This window comes from Flavobacterium limnosediminis JC2902 (genome assembly GCF_000498535.1).
GTDB lineage: Bacteria > Bacteroidota > Bacteroidia > Flavobacteriales > Flavobacteriaceae > Flavobacterium > Flavobacterium limnosediminis.
The window spans coordinates 17579-40968 of sequence record NZ_AVGG01000018.1; the positions used below are offsets into that span (position 1 = coordinate 17579).

A 23390-nucleotide genomic window follows, 5' to 3' on the forward strand; every position below is an offset into this window, starting at 1 on the left:
GAAAAGTTATGTTGTCGAAAACTATTCAGGAAGCAATTAATAAACAGATTAAGGTAGAAGCAGATTCTTCACAAATTTATTTAGCAATGGCATCCTGGGCTGAAGTTCAGGGTTTTGAAGGTATTTCTGCGTTCATGTACAAACAATCGGATGAAGAGCGTATGCATATGCTAAAGTTGGTAAAGTATGCCAACCAGCGCGGCGGTGAGGCGAAAATTCCGAATGTGATTGAACCGATTTTGGACTGTTCGTCATTCAAGGCGTTGTTTACGCAGTTGTATGAACACGAGGTTATGGTTTCTGAAAGTATAAACGAATTGGTTCATGTTTCCCTTCAGGAGCGTGATTATGCGACACATAATTTCTTACAGTGGTATGTTTCGGAACAGATCGAAGAAGAGGCAACCGCAAGAACGATTTTGGATAAAATTAATCTGATTGGCGATGATAAAGGCGGATTGTATCTGTTTGATAACGATATGAAAAACTTTAGCGGAAGCCAATCCGGTTCAATGTAATAAAGTGCTGTAAAAAGCGTTTGATGAAAGATGCCTTTGTAACGGCATCTTTCGTTTTTTTGAGTGTGAAAAAAAGATTTTGTAATCAATAATTAATAATTAACTTTGCATTTGCTTTCAAATCAATGAAAAATTGAAATTTTGGGGCATAATAACGAAAATTAAACATGAACAAATTTTTATATATTTTACTTTTTTCAGTATTGTTTGTTTCCTGCAGTCCTTATCAAAAAGCTTTAAAATCAGAGGATTTGGCTTTTAAATATGAAGTGGCAACCCAGAAATATGAAAAAGAGAAGTATACAAAAGCCGTCCGACTGTTCGAACAGATAGCAGGACCTAACAGAGGGAAACCTCAGGCTGAGAAATTATTTTACATGTTTGCACAATCGTATTATAAAACAGAACAGTATTATCTGGCTGCTTATCAGTTCGAATCGTTTGCCGCGACATATCCAAAAAGTGAAAACAGGGAAGAAGCTTCATTTTTAGCTGCAAAATCGTATTCGATGTTGTCTCCGGTTTATTCATTGGATCAGATTGATACCGAAAAGGCTGTTGATAAATTGCAGACGTATATCAATACGTATCCGAATTCCAAAAACTTTGCTGAGGCGAATAAAATTATTGCCGAATTAAGAGATAAATTGGAGAAGAAAGCGTTTGAAATCGCAAAACAATACAATACGATTTCAGATTATAAATCGGCAGTACGTGCCATGGAGAATTTTATTTCGGATTATCCGGGAACAAAATTTAAAGAAGAAGCGTTATACTATAAATTTGATTCGTATTATCAGTTGGCATTAAACAGTGTTCCTTCAAAAATGGAAGAACGTTTAAACAGTGCAAAAGCTGCTTATTCCGGACTGGTTCGTTATAAAGCGGATACAAAGTTTAAAAAAGAAGCCGATGAAAAATTGGCAAATATTGAAACAGAATTACAAAAATTTTCTAAATAATTAAGTATGGATTTAAAGAAGACTACAGCTCCTGTAAATACAGTTACCTACAATAAGAGTAAAATCGAAGAGCCAACAGGGAATGTGTATGAAGCGATTACTATTATGGCAAGAAGAGCAAATCAAATCAACTCTGAAATCAAAAAGGAATTGATTGACAAGCTTGAGGAGTTTGCTACTTACAATGATAGTCTTGAAGAAATCTTTGAAAACAAAGAGCAAATCGAAGTTTCCAAGTTTTACGAAAAATTACCAAAACCACATGCGTTAGCAGTACAAGAGTGGTTAGACGGTAAAATCTATTACAGAGATTCAAATCAACAATAAAACTATGTCTGTTTTAAGCGGTAAAAAAGTACTACTCGGTGTTTCCGGAGGAATTGCCGCATATAAAACAGCTACATTAGTAAGACTACTTATAAAAGCAGGTGCTCAGGTTCAGGTAATCATGACACCTGCTTCTAAAGATTTTGTTACTCCGTTAACATTGTCCACACTTTCCAAAAATCCGGTATATTCCACTTTTTCAAATGAAGAGGGGGCAGAAGCCGAGTGGAATAATCATGTGGAATTTGGACTTTGGGCCGACTTAATGCTCATAGCTCCCGCAACTGCCAATACACTTTCCAAAATGGTGAACGGTAATTGCGACAATCTCTTAATTGCTACTTATTTATCGGCAAAATGCCCTGTTTACTTTGCTCCGGCAATGGATCTGGATATGTACAAACATCCGTCCACAGTAGACAGTTTCAAGGCATTAAGTGAATTTGGGAATATCATGATTCCTGCAGAAAGCGGTGAATTGGCCAGCGGACTTTCCGGTGAAGGACGAATGGCTGAACCCGAAAATATCATTGTTTTTCTTGAGAAAGACATCGAAAGTAAACTTCCTCTGAAAGGCAGAAAAATATTGGTAACCGCGGGACCGACTTATGAAGCTATCGATCCGGTGCGTTTTATCGGGAATCATTCCACAGGAAAAATGGGATTTGACATTGCAAAAGCCGCCGCAGATTTGGGTGCTGAAGTTATTCTTGTTTCCGGTCCGACACATTTGCAGTTGAAGCATGCCTTAGTAAATGTTATTCGGGTTACTTCCGCTCAGGAAATGTATGATGTTTGTCATCAGTATTTTAATGGCGTTGATGCCGCAGTAGCCGCAGCAGCCGTGGCGGATTACCGTCCTAAAAATGTGGCCTCCCAAAAAATAAAAAAGAACGATGCGGCGTTTTCCATAGAACTTGAAAAAACAAAAGATATTCTTGCTTCGTTAGGGGAAATAAAACAGCAGCAGTTTTTAATCGGCTTTGCTTTGGAAACCGAAAATGAAATTGAGCATGCCAAGCAGAAAATTCAGAAAAAAAACTTAGATTTGATTGTTCTTAATTCGTTAAACGATGAAGGTGCCGGTTTTGGTAAAGCAACCAATAAGGTGACTTTTATCGATAAGAATTTTTCAATTGAACCTATGGATTTGAAATCCAAGGAAGAAGTAGCTCAGGATATCGTTAATAAAATAGTAAAACAGTATGCGTAATTGGATTATATTCGGACTTTTAGTTGTTTCTTTTTTTGGCTATGGCCAGGAATTAAATTGTTCCGTAAAAGTCAACTATGACCAAATTACCAATGCTAATGTCCAGATATTTAAAACTTTAGAGCGTTCTTTAAGTGAATTTGTAAATAATACCAAATGGAGTACCCGAAACTTTGCCAGTAACGAACGCATCGACTGCAGTATGTTTATAACCATACAATCGTATGAGAATAACGACTTCCAATGCACGCTTCAGGTACAGTCTTCAAGACCTATATTTAATTCTACGTATACTTCGCCTGTTTTTAACTATAATGACAAGGAGTTTAATTTCAGATACCTGGAGTTTGAAAACTTTGTTTATAATCCCAATAGTTATGATTCCAACCTGGTGGCAATGGTCGCTTTTTATGCGAACATCATTATAGGTTTGGATGCCGATACGTTTTCAAATCAGGGTGGAACCAAATATTTGGAAAGTGCTGCCAATATGGCCAATCTAGCCCAATCTAGCGGTTCATCCGGTTGGACGCAAACCGAAAAAAAACAAAACAGATATTATCTGATAAACGATTTATTGTCCAATACCTTTACACCATATCGTGAGGCTTTGTATGAATACCATCAGTTGGGTATGGATAAAATGGCAGATGATCCGAAAGCGGCCAAGCAAAATGTTGCAAAAGCCATCAAAACAGTTTCCAAAATTCACGCGGTTCGTCCCAATGCATTTATTACAAGAATCTTTTTTGATGCAAAAATGGATGAAATAGTATATGTTTTTTCAGGAGGCCCGAGTGTTGATATCGTTGAATTAACGGAAACACTTAACAAAATTTCGCCTTTAAATTCCACTAAATGGAGTGCCATAAAATTCTAAATTTGTGTTTTAACCCATTTTCATAAGACACATCCATGCTTACACACTTAACCATAAAAAACTTTGCACTGATTGAACAGCTGGAGATGAATTTTTCCAATCAGTTGTCAATCATCACAGGAGAAACAGGTGCGGGGAAGTCCATTCTTCTTGGTGCCCTGGGTTTGGTTTTAGGCAAACGTGCCGATTTGACTTCGCTAAAAGATAAGGAGCAAAAATGTATAATTGAAGCGCAGTTTAAAATTGATAAGTACAGCTTAAAATCTTTTTTCTCAGAAAACGATCTGGATTATGAAGATTTGACAATCATTCGAAGAGAAATTCTGCCATCCGGGAAATCCCGTGCATTTGTTAATGACAGTCCGGTAAACCTGAATGAATTACAGGAATTGGGTGAGTTTTTAATCGACATTCATTCCCAACATCAGACAAGAGAATTATCGGAAGAGGCGTACCAGATCCAGATTTTGGATGCTGTCGCCGGAAATTCAGAAATCCTTCAGCAATATAACAGTCATCTTTCCGAATATAAATCGGCTAAAAGCAAATTGAAAAAGCTGATTTCAGAAAAAGAATCCCTGGCCAAAGAACAGGATTACAATTCGTTTTTGCTCGAAGAATTACTGGCTGCGAATTTAAAAGCCGGCGAACAATCGGAATTGGAAAACATTTTTGAAAAACTCAATAATGTCGAATTCATAAAAGAAGCATTGGACAAGTCCCTGGCTTTAACCAATGAAGAGCAGATCGGAATCATCCAAAACATAAAAGAAGTTAAGGCTTCGTTACAGAAAATTTCAGGTTTGTCATCCGAATTTAATGAATTGACCGAGCGCGTTTCCAGCGTACTGATTGAAATGGATGATATTTCCAACGAGCTTTTCAACCAGACCGAAAAACTGGTCAACGATCCGGAACAACTGGAATTAACCAATCAAAAACTACAGACCATTTATTCGCTGCAGAAGAAACATCAGGTAAATTCTGTGGAAGAATTACTCGAGATTCAGAATGATTTGGATAATAAAGTGGTTTTAGCCGATGATTTGGAGAATGCCATCAGCACGTTAGAAAACGAAATTCTATCCAAAATTGAAGTTTTAGACCAAGTGGCGAAAGTGATTTCAACCAACAGAAAAAATGCTGTGCCGGTTTTAACGGATAGAATCACGTCTGTTTTATCGCAACTCGGAATGGTGAATGCCCGTTTTCAGTTTGAAATCAAACCATCGGAAACCTATAACACTTTTGGTAAAGACGAAGTGCAACTATTGTTTTCTGCCAATAAGGGAACCGATTTCGGTTTGTTGAAAAAGGTGGCTTCCGGCGGGGAATTATCCCGTATCATGTTGGCAGTCAAAGCGATATTGGCCGAATATTCCAAATTACCAACCATCATCTTTGATGAAATCGATACCGGAGTGTCGGGAGAAATAGCTCATAAAATGGGGGATATCATGAAAGCGATGAGTATAGAAATGCAGGTTTTTGCCATCACGCATTTGCCTCAGATTGCTGCCAAAGGACAACAACATTATAAGGTGTTCAAATCGGCTCAGGGAGAAAGTACGGTTTCCGAATTGAAATTATTAACCAGCGATGAAAGAATTGTTGAAATTGCCGAAATGCTATCAGGTAAAGACATTTCTGACTCGGCGCTAAATCACGCAAAAGCGTTGTTGAATTAATTTTTTAACTTACTTTTGTTACGCTTTATTTTCATACAAATAACAAACTAAACCAGAATAAAAAAAAATTAGGACATGATTATAGAACCTAGAATGCGAGGATTTATTTGTTTGACCGCTCATCCAAAAGGGTGCGAACAAAATGTAAAAAATCAAATTGAATATGTAAAATCAAAAGGTAAAATTAACGGACCAAAACGTGTATTAGTCATTGGTGCTTCTACAGGATTTGGTTTGGCTTCGAGAATTACAAGTGCTTTTGGTTCCGATGCTTCCACTATAGGTGTGTTTTTTGAAAAACCGCCAATGGAAGGAAAAACCGCTTCTCCGGGTTGGTATAATTCTGCCGCTTTTGAACAGGAAGCTCAAAAAGCCGGTTTATATGCTAAAAGTATTAACGGTGATGCGTTTTCAAACGAAGTGAAACAACAAACAATAGATATGATTAAAGCCGATTTAGGTCAGGTTGATTTGATTATCTACAGTTTGGCTTCTCCCGTTCGTGTGCATCCTGTGACCGGTGTTATGCACCGTTCTGTTTTAAAACCTATCGGAACTACTTTTACCAATAAAACTGTTGATTTCCACACAGGAAATGTTTCTCAGGTTTCGATTGAACCGGCAAATCAGGAAGATATTGACAATACTGTTGTTGTAATGGGCGGTGAAGACTGGTCAATGTGGATGGATGCCATGAAAGATGCCGGAGTTCTTGCTGATGGCGTTACAACGGTTGCTTATTCATATATCGGACCTGAAGTGACCGAACCGGTTTACAGAAAAGGGACTATTGGTAGAGCTAAAGATCATTTGGAATCTACCGCTTTCGAAATTACAGATAAATTAAAAGATATTAACGGAAAAGGATATGTTTCGGTTAACAAAGCATTGGTAACACAAGCAAGTTCAGCTATTCCTGTAATTCCGTTGTACATTTCATTATTGTATAAAATTATGAAGGCAGAGGGCATTCATGAGGGATGTATCGAACAGATTCAGAGATTGTTCCAACAGAGATTATATAACGGTTCCGAAATTCCTACCGATGACAAAGGCCGTATCCGAATTGATGATTGGGAAATGAGAGCGGATGTTCAGGCACAGGTTTCAAAATTGTGGGAAGAGTCCACAACAGAATCTCTTGTTGAAATTGGCGATTTAGCAGGTTACAAACAAGACTTCTTAAACCTGTTCGGTTTCGGTTTTGAAGGGGTCGATTATTTGGCTGACACTGACGAAATGGTTCAGGTATCGAGTATCGCATAAGCTAAATATCAAAAAAAAATAAACAAAAGAACTCACGCTTGTCGTGAGTTTTTTTTTGTGCATCCCCCACAATTCCTTACTATTTGAAATGTGTAAAACGAAGCAACTTTTTTATTGATTAAAAGAGGTAAGGGTTAATTATGTAGACTATTGATTAAAGTAGAAAAAAAAGTAAGTAAATAATTATTAATAGCCGATTGTTGCAATGTTATAAAAACACCTATGAGTGTTTTTTTATTTGTTTTAATAAAAAAATATAACACTAAATGCAGGTCTTTTTATATTTCATAAGTAAAATCTGTCTTGTATTGTTTTTTTTGAAACAATATTAAGTGTTTTTGTTATCTGCCACATTCTAATACTACGATTATGGTAATTATGTTAAATTCGGCCACACAAAAAAATATAACAAAAGCATGAAAAAAATTACTTTTTTTATTTATTTGCTGCTCTTTTCATTTGTAGGATTGAATGCGCAAATAATTACAATTGGAACTGGTACTTCTACACAAAGGTATCCTTTGGGGAACTATTTTGGTTATGAAAGATCAGCTTCAATTTATACTGCTGCAGAAATTGGCAGTTCCGGAAATATTGTTAATCTCTCATGGCAGGCAAACACCGCCGGAGCAGCCAGGCCAATCGTTGTTTATTTAATGGAAACAAGTAGTCCTACTTTAACAGCGGGAACGTGGGCTAATCAGATTTCTGGGGCTACTCAGGTTTTTTCGGGAACTGTAACTCCGGCTGTTGGTTGGAATACAATCAATTTATCAGTCCCTTTCAATTATACGGGTGGCAGTAATAACTTAATGGTTCTTGTAGAAGCTAATTTTGGAGGCGGTGGTAATGGAGCAGGAGCTGCAGGGAATTCGGTTAGATATTCTGCTGCGACTTCACAACACGAATATTGGCAACAAGATACCAATGTCCCTACAGGAAATGGAACGGTTACGAATAATAGACCTAATATTCAAATTACTTATGATACACAATGTTCCGGTACACCAGTTGCAGGAACGGTAATGCCTGTATCTCAAAACCTTTGTACGGGGGCAACTCCTGCTGCTTTAGTTGCAACAGGTACTGTTGTCTATCTGGGAACAAGTTTTCAATGGGAAGAATCAGATGATAATGGAGTAGGAGATGCTTGGGCGCCGGTTGTTGGAGGTTCGGGAGCCAATACAACGACTTATACTCCACCAACTTTTTCAGGAACACCAATTTATTACAGATTAAACGTAACCTGTACGAACTCTGGTTTATCTGGTTATTCAACAATTGTTAGTATACAAAATCCTATTGTTCCTGCAACACAGGCATCGACTTTAAATTTTACTAATACACTATATACCAATACAACGGCAAGCTGGACGAATGGAAATGGTGGAAGAAGATTGGTGATTGTTAGCAATAATGCCAGTATAACCGATCCTGTAAGTGCGAGTGGACAACCGGCTAATACGGCTAATGCTGTTTATGCGGGAAGCGGTCAGCAGATTGTGTATGATGGGACAGGGACTTCTGTTTCTGTTTCCGGACTGACTTGTAATGCAACTTATTATTTTAAGGTTTATGAATATGTAAGATGTGGTTCAGGACCATATGATTATTATTATAATGTAACTTCGGGAACAAATGTGGCTTCGGTTCTTACCTCGCAGCCAAGTACAGCTACACTTCCTGTTAATAATACTTTTTCTGGTTTTACAGGGGCAAATTTGAGTACAGTATTCCCAGGATGGTATGAAGCAGCTATTGCAACCGCTGCGGGTTCTACACCATCTGATTCAGCTCCTGGAGGTTCAACTTCGTCCTGGACTAATTCCACTGTATTCGGGTCAAGTGCAAAATTGAATCTATTTACAAATACAAGAAACGAGTGGATCGTAGGTCCTAAGGTTACTTTAACTGCAGCAAGCCGTCTTAAATTTAGAGCTGCTATAACAGATTATAACGTTTCTACACCTGATCCTGTAGGAATGGCTGGTACGGATGATAAAGTTGATGTTTTAATATCTACAGATGCTTGTGGCAGTTCTTGGACTGTTTTACAAACTTTCAATGCCGCAAACACAACAACATTGACAAATGCACTTACGGATTATTTATTTGATTTATCAGCTTATACAGGTCAGACAGTACAAATTGCTTTTAGGGGTTCAGACGGACCTCTTGATGATGCACCGGATTATGATTTCCATATCGCTAATGTTCTTATGGAGTTAATACCTGCATGTAATCAGCCAATAGGCTTGAGTGCAAATAATGTAACTTATTCCTCTGCAAATTTATTGTGGACTGCCGGAGGTTCTGAAACGTTATGGAATGTTCAGTGGGGGGCTTCAGGTTTTGCATTGGGGACAGGAACAATTGTTAATGGAGTTGCCAATACTTATCCATTATCTGGTCTGGCACCCAATACAAGTTACCAGTACTACGCTCAGGCAGATTGTGCTGCAAGCGGTACAAGCACTTGGTCAGGTCCGTTTACTTTTTACACTGGATACTGTTTACCATCAGGTACCAATGCATCTACTTATGTTAATTCGTTCACTACGACAGGAGGCGGTGTAAATATTTCAAATACAGCGTCTGGTTTGTCAACTAATAACTATGGTGATTTCTATGCTGTAAATAGCGTATCTCAAGCTCCTAATCAGGCTTTCAATTTCGAGGTTGCTATAGTTGGAGGTACAGTGGGTTGTGCTATCTGGGTAGATTGGAATAATAACTTACAGTTTGAATCATCTGAAAGAGTTTACAATACTACTTCATATGGTAATGGACCTTTTACAGGATCAATTACAATTCCAAACGGAACTGCTAATGGTAGTTATGGAATGAGAGTTTTAATCGATTGGAATGCCTTAAATCCTGCAAATCCATGTGGTTTTGTTTCAGGAAGAGGAGAGGTTGAAGATTATAAATTAATTGTTGATAGCGCATTATCATCCGTTTCTTTTGATTCAACATCATTCAAAGCGTATCCAAACCCTGTTAAGGATGTATTGAATTTATCGTATTCTTCGGAGATTTCTTCCGTGGAGGTGTACAATATGTTAGGTCAAAACGTATTAACAAAAACGTTAAATGTTGCACAGGGACAAATTGATATGTCAAACCTGAATTCCGGTAACTATATCGTAAAAGTTACTGCTGATGGTTTAACCAAAACCATTAAGGTTATAAAAAAGTAAGCGGTAATTAGTTTCTGCTTTTAAATGAAAGAGGCTGTCACAAAAGACAGTCTCTTTTTTTGTTTAAGAAATTAATTTCCATCTGTTTGGTTTCGGTTTTGAATAACGGAATTATCCTGTTGAAATTTCTAAAGAAGTTAGGATTCAGGATGTTGTGTAAGTAAAATCTATAGCAAAGTGTTATATAAGTAACAGAAATTTTAAGTTTTGTGTTATGTTGTTTTGTTTAATCACATGTTAAATAATTGTTGTTATATTTAAGATATAACTTTAAAAAACAGAACATGAAAAAAATTACTTTTATTCTATTATTGGGTCTCTTGTTTTTTTTTGACGGACATGCTCAGGTGGCTTCTTACACCTTTGCGCAGTCTAATGAACCGTACATGGAGATTACAGGAGGTACTATTTTGGGTACTTCGACGACTGCAACAAGTTTCGACAGTCAGGTGTGGACAATTGATGATGGTTCAATTCCTTTCAATTTTAATTTCAATGGAACTAATTATACCGGTTGTAAAGTAAACAGTAATGGTTACATAACTTTTGGAACCACTTTGCCTTCGGCATTTACTTCTACTCCAATTTCTTCTACTACTGCTTATAGCGGAGCGGTTTCGGCCTGGGGAGGAGATTTATGTGGTGTTTTCGTTTCGGATCTTATAACCGGGGAAACCAGTTGGGAAGTGGTAGGAACTGCTCCAAACCGTGAGTTTGTAGTTCAGTTTATGAACTGGAGACCAACTTACTCTTCTATTACAACGAATATTCCATACATGAATTTTCAGATAAGATTGGTTGAAACTTCAAATCTGGTGAAGGTTGTTTATGGGCCAACAGGTTACGTAGTTGGTTCCACTGCTGCTTCCGGAACCCGACAAATTGGACTGAGAGGAGCTACCAATACTGACTACAATAACAGATTAAGTGCAGTAGGTACTTTATTTACAGCTTCAACGCAGGGTACAGCTAATAATTCCAGTCAGGCTTTTAACACGACTGCTGCCACACCGGGAATGCCTACTGAGGGATTGACATATATCTGGAGTCCTCCTGCACCTTGTACGGGAACTCCAACTGCGGGTTCCGTTTCTCCCACAAGTCAAAATGTTTGTATTGGCTCAACGCCTGCTAACTTAGTAGCAACGGGCTATAGCACGGGGGCATCAGGTTTTACATTTCAATGGGAAGAATCTAATGATAATGGTGTAACAGATGCTTGGGCACCGGTTGTTGGAGGTACAGGGGCCAACAGTCCAACTTACACGCCTGCGGCCTTTTCAGGTACAGCTATTTATTATAGATTGAATTTTACTTGTGGAGGTTCCGGTCTGTCTGCTCAAACTGCCTCTGTAATGGTTGCTGGTTCCATCAATCCTACAAATCAAATCAGTAATGTTGCAATTCCTGCAGCAACTGTCGGATACTCACAGGCTTTGGTTAACTGGACAAATGGTAATGGAAGCAGAAGAGTAGTTTATATCAGTAATTCTGCAACCTTTACAGATCCTGTTAACGGTAATGCACCTGCTTTGACTGCAAACGCGGTTTATGCCGGTTCGGGAGAGCAAATAATTTATGACGGTACAGGAACAAGTGTAACCGTAACAGGTTTATCCGCAGCAACACAGTACTACATCAAAGCATATGAATATGTGAGATGTGGTTCCGGTCCCTATGATTACTTTTTTAATGTGACAACCGGAACCAATACCGGTAACTTTACCACATGTTCCAGTTATACTGTACCAGCTACTGAAAACTTCACTACCTACGTGCCGGGTTGTTGGCAGGAAGCTGATAACGGGGATTTAACGGCAGGTCCTTCTACATTTGGTTCCAGTAGCTGGCTTGACGATGGATTTGGAAATGTTGGGACAACAGGTTCCGCCAGATATAATGTTTTTACTACTGGTGCAAATGACTGGATTATGTCTCCCTTGTATGTTATTCCGGTATCGGGATATGAACTGAAATTTGATGCTGCTGCGACACAATATGCAGCTACGACAGCGCCAACAACACCTTGGGAAGCTGATGATTTTGTAGAAGTACTTGTTTCTACGGGAACTAATAACTGGACGGTATTGTATACGTATAACAATACTAATGTTCCTTCTAATGTCGGTTCTACAAATATTATTGATTTAGATGCTTATGCAGGTCAGACGGTACGATTTGCATTTAGAGCAGTTGAAGGTGCGGCTAATGGCTCTGCCGATATTGATTTTTCAATTGATAACTTTGAAATCAGATTAACTCCGGCTTGTTCTAATCCTATCGGATTGGTTGCAAATGGTATTACCGATACTTCAGCTACTATTTCCTGGACGGCAACTACAGGTAACTATCAGTATGTTTTAGATAATGTGGCCACTGATCCGGCCGGGTCAGGTACGACTTTGTCAGGGGAAACTTTTAATGCTACTCCATTGACTCAAAATACAACTTATTATTTCCACGTAAGAACGGTTTGTGCGGGACCAATTTACAGTCCTTGGTCAACGATTTCGTTTACAACCCTGGCAACACCGCCAGTAAATGATAATTGTGCAAATGCAATTGCTTTGACACCTGGTGGAGTTTTTGGTGATCAGGATGTTGCCGGGACAATTAATGCAGCTAACACTACTTCCGGTATTACTCCTAGTTGTCAGGCTAGTTTTACTGCGGATGTATGGTATAGTGTTGTTGTTCCTGCCTCCGGAAACATAACAATTGAAATACAGGCAAGTACATCGAATTCGATGACGGACTCCGTTGTAGCTGCATTTTCAGGTTCATGTGGAACATTGACTCAAATTGGGTGTGATGACGACGGTAATGCTGGAGGTTCAAATGATTTAATGTCGCTTTTATCCTTAACTGGAAGAACTTCCGGTGAGGTGATTTATATTGGGGTTTGGAAATATAATACTACTGCTCCAACGGCATCAAACGGTCAATTTGTTATTGCTGCATACGATGCTTCTTTAAGTACGGGGTCTTTTGATTCGACTTCATTCAAAGCGTATCCAAACCCTGTTAAAGATATACTTAACTTGACTTATTCAAGTGAAATTTCTTCTGTGGAAGTTTACAATATGTTAGGTCAGAATGTGATGACAAAAACGTTGAATGTGTCCCAAGGGCAAATCGATATGTCAAATCTGAATGCGGGTAATTATATTGTTAAAGTTACTTCAGACGGTTTAACAAAGACAATTAAGGTTATCAAAGAGTAATTTGTTTTTACCGTTTTAGAAAAATATGTGAGGCTGTTCTTTTCGGACAGCCTCTTTTTTTTGGAATCATCATATTTTAAATAACTTTTTGTTATAATTTATTGTGTGAATTTTTTTATTTATTTTTAACAGAAATGTAATTCACAACATTTTTATTAAAATTTAATGTTTTTAATTGAAAAAAACGTAATTCAGATGTTATTTTAATTTAAAAAAATATTATTTTCGATAAAATTTTTAACAAAAAACTTATATGAAAAAAATTACTCTTTTATTTTTATTTTTTGTGTTTGGATTACAGGCTTTTGCTCAATCCACATGTACACAAACATTTACGGTATCCGGGCAAGATGGCGGCCCTACTGTATTAACTATTAATGCCAGCAGTATAAATTGTAACGGAACCGGTACGGTAGCCAGTATGAGATTAATAAATGCTGCCGGAAGTTTGGCTTCAGGTTTTTGTGCATCTGATGGTTCAGATTGGTATGGTTTTGATCTTTCAGTAAACGGTGGATCTGTTATTACCGGATGTGCTGCCGATTTTAATAATGTAGACATTACAGGTTTTTCATCATTAACAATTACGTCACATGATGATGATAACTACTCCGATAGTGTTACGATCACAATAGATGTGGAAGTTACCTTTACGGCCACAGCAGTTCCAGGGTGTACAGCGTTAAGCACGCCTGCAAATGGAGCGGTAAATGTAATGGGATCACAAATTTCATGGCCGGTTGCTTCAGGCGGTGCCACAGGATATAAATTAAATGTAGGTACTACTGCTGGTGGAACTAATGTTTTAAACATGCAGGATGTTGGAAATGTGCTGACTTATAATTTGGGAACTTTGACACCGGGAACAACTTATTATGTAAAAGTCACACCTTATAATGCAGTAGGTGATGCTGTGGCTTGTACAGAAAGTAGTTTCACTACATGTGGTGCAATCACAGTTCCAGCTTCAGAGGATTTTTCAGTTTTTCTTCCGGGATGTTGGCAAAGAGCCGATAACGGAGATTTAACAGCCGGACCGGCAAGTTTCGGGACAAGCAGTTGGGGTGAAGACGGATTTGGTAATAATGGATTTACCGGGGCTATCAGATACAACCTTTACTTGGCTTCTGCCAACGACTGGGTAATATCTCCGGTGTATAATATTCCTGCTACTGGCTATGAACTTAAATTTGATGCAGCCGCAAATCAATACGCATCAACAAATGCTCCAACTACTCCTTGGGAGTCTGATGACACCGTTGAGGTTTTGGTTTCGACCGGACTGAATAACTGGACTGCTTTATATACTTATAATGATACAAATGTGCCTTCAAACGTTGGAACCACAAATATTATTGATTTAGATGCCTATGCTGGTCAGAATGTTCGTTTTGCATTCAGAGCAGTTGAAGGTACCGCTGACGGAGGTGCTGATATTGATTTTTCAATTGACAATATGCAAATCAGATTGACACCGGCATGCGTTGAACCTACAGGGGTAATAGCAAGTAATGTAACGCATTCTTCAGCTGATATCGCATGGAATGTTACAACGGGTAACTATCAGTATGTTTTAGATCAGGTGGCTACTGATCCTGCAGGAGCCGGAACTTCAATTGCAACGAATTCATTTAATGCAACGCCATTAGCACCTGCAACGACATATTATTTCCATGTAAGAACGGATTGTGGAGGTACTTTCAGTATTTGGACTACCGTTTCTTTTACAACTTTAGCAACGCCTCCGGTAAATAACGACTGTAGTGGTGCAACTGTACTTACTCCAGGAGGTGTATTCTCTGAAAATCCTGAAGCAGTAGCATTATTAGGAGCTACTAATTCTAACCCGCCGGCACCTGGATGTGCTTCGTTCTTAGGGAATGATGTGTGGTATGCTGTAACAATTCCTGCATCAGGAACTTTAACCGTGGAAACCAATAATGACGGTTCAGGTAATTATGATACCGGGATGGCTGTATATTCAGGAACCTGCGGAGCTCTAACTCTGATTGAATGTGATGATGATGACAGTTTAGACGGTGCTTATTCAATGGTTAATTTAACAAGAACACCTGGAGAAGTTGTTTACGTGAACACATGGAGATACGGTGGTGGAGCTGCAATTGCATATCAGATAGCCGCTTACGATGGTACTTTAAGTACTGGTTCTTTTGATAGTAGTGCTTTTAAAGCCTATCCAAATCCTGTTAAAAACGTATTGAATTTATCTTACGCTACGGAAATATCTTCTGTAGAAGTGTACAATATGTTAGGTCAAAATGTAATGACTAAAACATTAAATGTTGCGCAAGGACAAATTGATATGTCTAACCTAAACGCCGGAAACTACATTGTTAAGGTTACGGCTGATGGTTTAACCAAAACTATTAAAGTTGTAAAACAATAATTTGTATTTTAATTACTATAGAAAGAGGCTGTCTGAAAAGACAGCTTTTTTTGTTTAAGAAAAAGAATAGTACAGATGTGACTTTTTTAAATTTTAAATTATTGCTAGAGTTAAAATATTGGATCCGAAAAAAAAGCTATGTAAGAAATAGTGTTAATATTTTTGTTGTAAAAATATTTCATTTGTTTATTTTGTGAAAAAAATGTTATTTTTACCAAAAAATAAATATATTTTTATGAAAAAAATTACTTTTTTACTTTTCTTTTTTGTGTTTGGATTGCAGGTGTTTGCTCAATCCACATGTACACAAACATTTACGGTATCTGGGCAAGATGATGACCCTACTGTATTAACAATTAATGCCAGCAGTATTACTTGTAACGGAACCGGTACTATATCCAGTATGAGATTAATAAATGCTGCCGGAAGTTTAGTTTCAGGAGCTTGTGCATCCGACGGTTCTGATTGGTTTGGTTTTGATCTTTCAGTAGATGGAGGAACAGTTATTACCGGATGTGCTGCCAATTTTAATAATGTAGACATTACAGGTTTTTCATCATTAACAATTACATCACATGATGATGATAACTTCTCCGATGGTGTTACCATCACGATAGATGTGGAAGTTACCTTTACGGCGACAGCAGTACCGGGTTGTACAACGTTAAGTACTCCTACGAATGGAACTGCCGATGTGTTGTCATCACAAATTTCATGGCCGGTTGCTTCAGGTGGTGCCACTGGATATAAACTGAATGTAGGTACTACTACAGGTGGAACAAATGTTTTAAACATGCAGGATGTTGGAAATGTCCTTACTTATGATTTAGGAACTTTGACTCCTGGTACAACTTATTATGTGAAAGTTACTCCTTATAATGCAATTGGTGATGCTGTTGCCTGTGCCGAAACCAGTTTTACCACTTGTGGTACAATCACGGCCCCTGCTTCAGAGGATTTTTCAGTTGATCTTCCGGAATGTTGGCAACTGGCTGATGGCGGAGATTTAACAGCCGGACCTTCAGGTTTCGGAGATAGCGATTGGTCAGCGGATGGGTTTGCAAATAACGGAACTACCGGTGCAATTAAATATAATATTTATGCTGCTTCTGCCAATGACTGGATAGTGTCACCGATGTTTACTATTCCGGCTACAGGTTATGAACTTAAATTTGATGCGGCAGCAACACAATGGAATAATACAACTGCTCCAACAACCCCTTGGGAGTCTGATGATACCGTTGAGGTTTTGGTTTCGACCGGACTGAATAACTGGACTGTTTTATATACTTATAATGATACAAATGTACCTTCAAACGTTGGAACCACAAATATTATTGATTTAGATGCCTATGCTGGTCAAAATGTTCGTTTTGCATTCAGAGCAGTTGAAGGTACCGCTGACGGAGGTGCTGATATTGATTTTTCAATTGACAATATGCAAATAAGATTGACTCCGGCATGCGTTGAGCCTACAGGGGTGATAGCAAGTAATGTAACGCATTCTTCAGCTGATATTGCATGGAGTGTTACAACAGGTAACTATCAGTATGTTTTAGATCAGGTGGCTACAAATCCTGCAGGAGCCGGAACTGCAATTACAACGAATTCGTTTAATGCAACGCCATTAGCACCTTCAACGACATATTATTTCCATGTAAGAACGGATTGTGGAGGTACTTTCAGTATTTGGACTACCGTTTCTTTTACGACATTGGCTACTCCTCCTGCAAATGATAACTGTGCTAATGCAACTGCACTTACTGCTGGTGGTGTTTTCTCAGATAACCCTGTTACAGGAACGAATGTTGGGGCTACTTCTTCGGCAGGGGAAACAGCTCCGGGCTGTGCTAATTATTCAGGTGGAGATGTTTGGTTCTCAGTAGTAGTTCCTGCATCTGGAAATTTAACTTTTGAAAATAATACTGATGCTGGAGGTATTACGGATTCAGCCGCGGCAGTTTACAGTGGTGTTTGTGGGGCATTGGTTTTGATTGATTGTGATGACTCAAGCAGTTCTGATCCGAATGATCAGCCATTAATCCAGGTAACAGGAAGAACTCCCGGAGAAGTATTGTATTATAGAGTATGGGAATATGGTAATAATTCATTCGGAACATTTAAAGTATCTGCTTACGATGCTTCTTTAAGCACGGGTTCTTTTGATACTACTGCTTTTAAAGCCTATCCAAACCCGGTAAAAAACGTACTGAATTTATCTTACGCAACAGAAATTTCGTCTGTAGAAGTCTACAATATGTTAGGACAGAATGTAATGACAAAAACGTTAAATGTTGCCCAAGGACAAATTGATATGTCAAACCTAAATGCAGGTAACTATATTGTTAAGTTTACTGCTGATGGTGTAACACAAACAATTAAAGTTATCAAACAATAACAATTTCGACTAATTGTTTTAAAAAGCCGCTTTTCGAAGCGGTTTTTTTATTTTTATACCATTACCTTTGTTAAAATTTAGTTGAAGTAATGTATTTTTCGTTTATTATTCCGGTTTTTAACCGCCCCGATGAAATAGAGGAACTGCTGAAAAGCATAGCAGAACAGAATTATCATGAAGATTTTGAGGTAGTCATTGTCGAGGACGGATCAACGATCCCTTGTCATGACGTAGTAAAAAAATATGAAGGAAAAATGTTCATTTCCTACTTCAATAAACCGAATTCAGGACCTGGTGATTCAAGGAATTTCGGAATGAAACAGGCGATGGGAAGTTATTTCCTGATCCTGGATTCCGACTGTATTTTGCCTGAAAACTATCTGACCTCAGTGAATACAAACCTGAAAAATAATTTTGTGGATTGTTTTGGGGGACCTGATAGTGCTTTGGATTCTTTTTCCTCCGTTCAGAAAGCAATAAACTTTACGATGACATCGTTTTTAACAACGGGAGGTGTTCGTGGAGGATCCGAAAAAATCGGGAAATTCCAGCCGAGAAGTTTTAACATGGGACTATCCAAAAAAGCATTCGAGGCTTCAGGCGGTTTCGGAAATATTCATCCCGGTGAAGATCCGGATTTATCAATTCGTTTATGGAAACTAGGATTCAAAACCAGACTGTTCAAAGATTCATACGTATACCACAAACGAAGAATCGATTTCAGTAAATTCTACAAACAGGTAAATAAATTCGGGAAAGCCAGACCGATATTGGATTCCTGGTATCCAAAACACAGCAAACTGACGTTTTGGTTTCCGACACTTTTTTTGTTCGGATTCGCCGTAGCAGTTGTTTTATCAGTCTTCGGATTTTTAATTCCGATTAAAGTTTATGCCGCCTATTTCATTCTGCTGTTCTGGGTAGGTTCCATCGAAAACCTGAATCCGTGGATCGGGTTTTTATCCGTTTTTGCGGCAATGTTCCAGTTTACGGGTTATGGTATTGGTTTTTTACAGTCGTTCATTAAAATCAAAATAAAAAAACAGCAACCCGAGAAAGCATTCCCGGAGTTGTTTTTTAAAAAATAATATGACAAAGATAATCGGACTTACAGGCGGAATAGGTAGCGGAAAATCAACCGTCGCCGGTTATTTTAAAGAACTCGGTGTCCCGGTTTATATTGCCGATGATGAGGCTAAAAAACTGATGGATTCACCGGAAATGGTAAAAAAAATACAATCGGTCTTTGAAGAAAACATAACCGAGGATAATCGGTTGAACAAAAAAAAGATGGCCGATATCGTTTTTTCCGATCCGGAGCAACTCAATAAATTAAACAGTATCGTTCATCCTGAAGTAAGAAATCATTTTATTTCATGGGTAAAAGCGCATAAAAACCACCCTTTTGTCGTTAAAGAAGCAGCGATTCTTTTTGAAAGCGGCAGTTATAAAGACTGTGATAAAATCATTCTTGTAACGGCACCGAAGGAAATCCGGATTCAAAGGGTAATGAACCGTGATAAGGTAACTGAAAATCAGGTTTTGGAACGCATTGAAAATCAGTGGCCTGACGAAAAAAAAATCCCTCTATCGGATTATATCATCCAAAATATTGATTTTGAAAATGCGAAAATTTCAGTCGGCGAAATTCTTAAAGAATTGAATAAAATGTAAAAATCATAGCAGATGTTAATCTTTGGTTAATGTTTTTAAGGTCTAAATGTTAAAATGTTAATTTTGTTTTGATGAATAAAATGCGTTTCCGATTGCTTGTTGTTTTAATGAGTTTGTCCCTTTTGGGGATAATTCTCGTTCAGTTGTATTGGATTGACACTTCCTATAAAAATAGCGAAGAACAATTCAAATTTCACGTACAGCAGGTTATAGGAAATGTAGCCACCAAACTGGAGCAGCAGGAGGCTTTTGAGTTTTACAGATGGTATGATAAACTGACGGACAGTATAGGTAAAGCGCCAAAACAAAGCGAGTTGAAAGAATACTTCTTTGTGGAACGCAATCCGAAAACAAACGAGCAGATTATTTATTCCAACACCATCATCGCTGAAGATTACGGTTTGAATCGTTCGTTCTTTGATAAGAATTCTGACTCGGTCCCGGTTAAAAGTTTTGTAGCCAAACGGAAAACAGAAATCTATAATGGAAACATTATTGATAATTCCGGAATGCGCAAAAACAATACCCCTGATATAACCATCGAAAAAACGGGTGCCCTGAATATTTTGGATAAAGCCCAATTCGAAATTTATTTTAAAGATTACTTGGCTTTAAAACCAATACAGGACAGGATTACGAAAGAGCGACTTAACGCAATGCTGGAAAACGAATTGCGACAATACGGAGTGAAGACGCCTTTCGAATTCGGTATTTACAGTGATGGTCTTGCGACAAAAATTAAATCAGAAGATTTTAACTACGACAAGAAATCAACTTACGGAATTCCGGTTTTTACCGATAACGACAATGAAAACAAATATCAACTGCTGGTGAGTTTTCCTCAAAAAGGTAAGTTTCTGTTTTCATCATTGGTAGGAATCACGTCGCTTTCGCTGATTTTCACACTGGTAATTATCGTGGCCTATTTCAGCGCCCTGAATCAGTTGATTAAGCAAAAGCAGATTTCGGAAATCAAAACCGATTTCATTAATAATATGACCCATGAGTTTAAAACGCCTATCGCAACCATCAATCTTGCTTTAGATGCGATCAGAAACCCAAAAATCATAGAAGACCGTGAGAAAGTAGAACGCTACCTGCAAATGATCAGAGATGAGAACAAGCGCATGCACGCGCAGGTGGAAAATGTACTCCGCATTTCAAAACTGGAGCGAAAAGAGTTAGAAATAAGCAAAGAACCAACAGACGTTCACGATATTATTGAAGATGCCATAGAACACGTTAACCTGATTGTGGAAGATCGCGGAGGTGTGATTACAAGCAATCTGGAGGCGAAGCGAACAACCATTCTGCTGAATGACGTTCACTTTACCAACGTGATGGTTAACATACTGGACAATGCCATAAAATATTCTCCTGAAGCCCCAATAATAGAGGTTTCAACGGAAAATGTCAAAGATTTTGTCCTGATTAAAATAAAAGACCAGGGAGCCGGAATGAGCAAAATTGCCCTGAAAAGAATATTTGAAAAGTTTTACAGAGAACATACCGGTGATTTACACAACGTAAAAGGACACGGTTTAGGACTGGCCTATGTAAAAAGAATCGTAGAAGACCACAATGGCCAGATTTTTGTGGAAAGTGAAAAGGGGAAGGGAAGTACCTTCACAATTAAAATGCCTTTAATAAATTAAAAAATATGGATGCAACCAACAAAAAAATTCTATTAGTAGAAGATGATCCAAATTTCGGAGCGGTATTGAAAGATTATTTAATCATAAATGATTTTGATGTAACCTTGGCTAAAAACGGAATGGAAGGTTTCGAAAAGTTCAAGAAAGACAACTACGATTTGTGTATTCTTGATGTAATGATGCCTTACAAAGACGGTTATACCCTGGCGCGCGAAATACGCGAGAAAAACAAAGAGGTGCCTATTATTTTCCTTACGGCTAAATCCATGAAAGAAGACGTACTGAAAGGATATAAGGTTGGAGCCGACGATTACCTGAACAAACCATTTGATTCGGAAGTGTTATTGATGAAAATAAAAGCCATCATCCTGCGTAAAGCTTCCGAGACCAAAACGGATAATACGAAATTTGAATTCGAAATCGGTAAATTCCACCTGAATTCAAAACTTCGTTTCTTAACATTTCCTGACGACGAACCTATTAAATTGTCGCCTAAAGAGAATGAGTTGCTGAAAATGCTGGCATTGCATGAAAACGATCTGATGCCTCGTGAATTGGCATTAACTAAAATCTGGAGAGATGATAACTATTTTACTTCCAGAAGTATGGATGTTTACATCGCCAAATTACGTAAGTACCTGAAACAGGACGAAGATGTCGAAATTTTAAATATTCACGGTGAAGGTTTCCGTTTGGTAATCAAAGGAAAAGCAGCCGAATAACAACATTGATTAATTATATTGTAAAAGAAGCTCTGAGAAATCAGGGCTTTTTTTTTTTTGAAACTGATCCGGCTTTCCGCTACAGGATTTTTCATAAAAAAAGGAGTTCCAAAGAACAAAAAAGAGCTTCCGTTGGTCGCTTTTTTTCTTCAGGAACTCCAGATTTTTTATCAAAAAATGCCTTTCGCTGCAAATGAAATTCACTGAACACCAATTAAAATAAACGTACAGTGAAGTAATTCGGGTTAGGGCGTGGCTGTTAACCGAATTGTTTTATCTCCAGAACACAATCTGCTAAAATCAGTTTAATCTGTGAAAATCTGCGAAATCGGTGTTTTAAACAGTTACGTCCAAATAATTGAAGAAATTCAAAAATGGTAATGTTTTCTAAACGCAATCTGCTAAAATCGGTTAAATCTGCGTGCAAAAAACATACAAAGAAGCGCTTACTTCCGTTCCAAAACCAAAGCAAAACAAACCTTATCGTCTTTGGTAACTGAAAAATAACCATGATCTTCATCCGAATGGATTTCCACCTGGTCATCCAAATTCAGTTCCCTTAAAAAGTTCATCTCCAGACTCTTAATTTGCTGCTTCAGAATCGTTTTCGGATTCATTGTATCAAGACACCACTCTAAATATTTGGTGTTATTCACATGGTTTACAATGTCTAAATCCGACAAAACCACGGTTCGTTCCGTAATTTTCTCTGTTTCCTGCAGTATGTTTATGCGGGAAAAACTATGTTCAGTGGCTTTGTGATCACCATATTTATCAAAATGTTCGTGCGGTAAAGCTAAAGGCTCCGCTTTGCGGTGTTGTGTATTGAAAACTACCCAATACGTCGTTGCTCCGGCAATTTTCTTTCCGTCAAGATACATTTCTATATTACGAATGGAGCGCGAGCCTTCCAGATTTTCGATCCACGTTTTTACGGTGACTTTATCCTGCCATTTTGGTAATGAATCAATTTCAATACGAATCCGGCTCAAAACCCAAGCCTGATGATGCTCCTGCATATCGTTAAAACTCAGCCCACCCAAAATGGAATGTTCCGCGGCGGTAAGCTGTAATAAATTGCACAAATCCACATACTTCAAATAAGCATTCGGAGCGCATTGGGTAAAATTAATGTCCCATTCGTGCTCATAAAAGGAAGTGAAGTCGGGTGAAATTGGCATTTTGATGAGTTATGTGTTATGAGAGACAAGAGACAAGAGACAAGAGACAAGAGACAAGAGACAAGAAATCTTTAA

16 protein-coding genes are annotated in these 23390 nt (G+C 38.1%); 15 read left to right on the forward strand and 1 reads right to left on the reverse strand.

The window, feature by feature from the left end:
- Positions 1–8: 8 nt before the first annotated feature.
- The 15 genes from FLJC2902T_RS11670 (at position 9) to FLJC2902T_RS11740 (ending at position 22134) form a co-directional block, all read left to right on the forward strand.
- On the forward strand, positions 9–518 hold the full coding sequence (locus FLJC2902T_RS11670) for a ferritin (RefSeq protein ID WP_023579996.1): 510 nt from the start codon (positions 9–11) through the stop codon (positions 516–518).
- 167 nt (positions 519–685) lie between these two features.
- Positions 686–1480, forward strand: a complete 795-nt coding sequence (locus FLJC2902T_RS11675; protein ID WP_023579997.1) for an outer membrane protein assembly factor BamD — start codon at positions 686–688, stop codon at positions 1478–1480.
- A gap of 6 nt (positions 1481–1486) precedes the next feature.
- The gene (locus FLJC2902T_RS11680) at positions 1487–1807 is read left to right on the forward strand and encodes a DNA-directed RNA polymerase subunit omega (protein WP_023579998.1); all 321 of its coding nucleotides are present in this window, start codon (positions 1487–1489) and stop codon (positions 1805–1807) included.
- A 4-nt stretch (positions 1808–1811) separates the two neighbouring features.
- Entirely contained in the window at positions 1812–3020 is a 1209-nt protein-coding gene (coaBC, locus tag FLJC2902T_RS11685; protein ID WP_023579999.1) for a bifunctional phosphopantothenoylcysteine decarboxylase/phosphopantothenate--cysteine ligase CoaBC, read from the forward strand.
- Positions 3013–3900 (forward strand): type IX secretion system protein PorD, encoded by an 888-nt coding sequence (gene porD / locus FLJC2902T_RS11690; protein WP_035678529.1) that lies wholly within the window; start codon positions 3013–3015, stop codon positions 3898–3900. The genes coaBC and porD overlap by 8 nt, the downstream gene beginning before the upstream one ends.
- A 35-nt stretch (positions 3901–3935) precedes the next feature.
- Complete coding sequence (gene recN, locus FLJC2902T_RS11695; protein ID WP_023580000.1) at positions 3936–5588, forward strand: DNA repair protein RecN; 1653 nt, start codon at positions 3936–3938, stop codon at positions 5586–5588.
- A gap of 75 nt (positions 5589–5663) precedes the next feature.
- Positions 5664–6854, forward strand: coding sequence for an enoyl-ACP reductase FabV (gene fabV / locus FLJC2902T_RS11700; RefSeq protein WP_035678530.1), 1191 nt, complete (start codon positions 5664–5666; stop codon positions 6852–6854).
- A 416-nt stretch (positions 6855–7270) separates the two neighbouring features.
- Positions 7271–10054 carry a GEVED domain-containing protein gene (locus FLJC2902T_RS11705; RefSeq protein WP_023580002.1) on the forward strand — a complete coding sequence of 928 codons (2784 nt, stop codon included), beginning with the start codon at positions 7271–7273 and terminating at the stop codon, positions 10052–10054.
- Between the two features lie 284 nt (positions 10055–10338).
- Positions 10339–13278 (forward strand): T9SS type A sorting domain-containing protein, encoded by a 2940-nt coding sequence (locus FLJC2902T_RS11710; RefSeq protein WP_023580003.1) that lies wholly within the window; start codon positions 10339–10341, stop codon positions 13276–13278.
- A 253-nt stretch (positions 13279–13531) separates the two neighbouring features.
- A complete protein-coding gene (locus FLJC2902T_RS11715; RefSeq protein WP_023580004.1) occupies positions 13532–15685 on the forward strand; it encodes a T9SS-dependent choice-of-anchor J family protein in 2154 nt (717 codons plus the stop codon).
- A 235-nt stretch (positions 15686–15920) separates the two neighbouring features.
- Positions 15921–18083, forward strand: a complete 2163-nt coding sequence (locus FLJC2902T_RS11720) for a T9SS type A sorting domain-containing protein (protein ID WP_162147687.1) — start codon at positions 15921–15923, stop codon at positions 18081–18083.
- Between the two features lie 89 nt (positions 18084–18172).
- Entirely contained in the window at positions 18173–19171 is a 999-nt protein-coding gene (locus FLJC2902T_RS11725) for a glycosyltransferase (protein WP_023580006.1), read from the forward strand.
- A 1-nt stretch (position 19172) separates the two neighbouring features.
- Positions 19173–19757, forward strand: a complete 585-nt coding sequence (coaE, locus tag FLJC2902T_RS11730) for a dephospho-CoA kinase (protein ID WP_023580007.1) — start codon at positions 19173–19175, stop codon at positions 19755–19757.
- Between the two features lie 71 nt (positions 19758–19828).
- Positions 19829–21412, forward strand: coding sequence for a sensor histidine kinase (locus FLJC2902T_RS11735; RefSeq protein WP_023580008.1), 1584 nt, complete (start codon positions 19829–19831; stop codon positions 21410–21412).
- A gap of 5 nt (positions 21413–21417) precedes the next feature.
- Complete coding sequence (locus FLJC2902T_RS11740; protein WP_023580009.1) at positions 21418–22134, forward strand: response regulator transcription factor; 717 nt, start codon at positions 21418–21420, stop codon at positions 22132–22134.
- Between the two features lie 446 nt (positions 22135–22580).
- Here FLJC2902T_RS11740 and FLJC2902T_RS11750 read toward each other — a convergent pair whose 3' ends face one another.
- A complete protein-coding gene (locus tag FLJC2902T_RS11750) occupies positions 22581–23315 on the reverse strand; it encodes an acyl-[acyl-carrier-protein] thioesterase (protein ID WP_023580011.1) in 735 nt (244 codons plus the stop codon).
- Between the last annotated feature and the right edge of the window lie 75 nt (positions 23316–23390).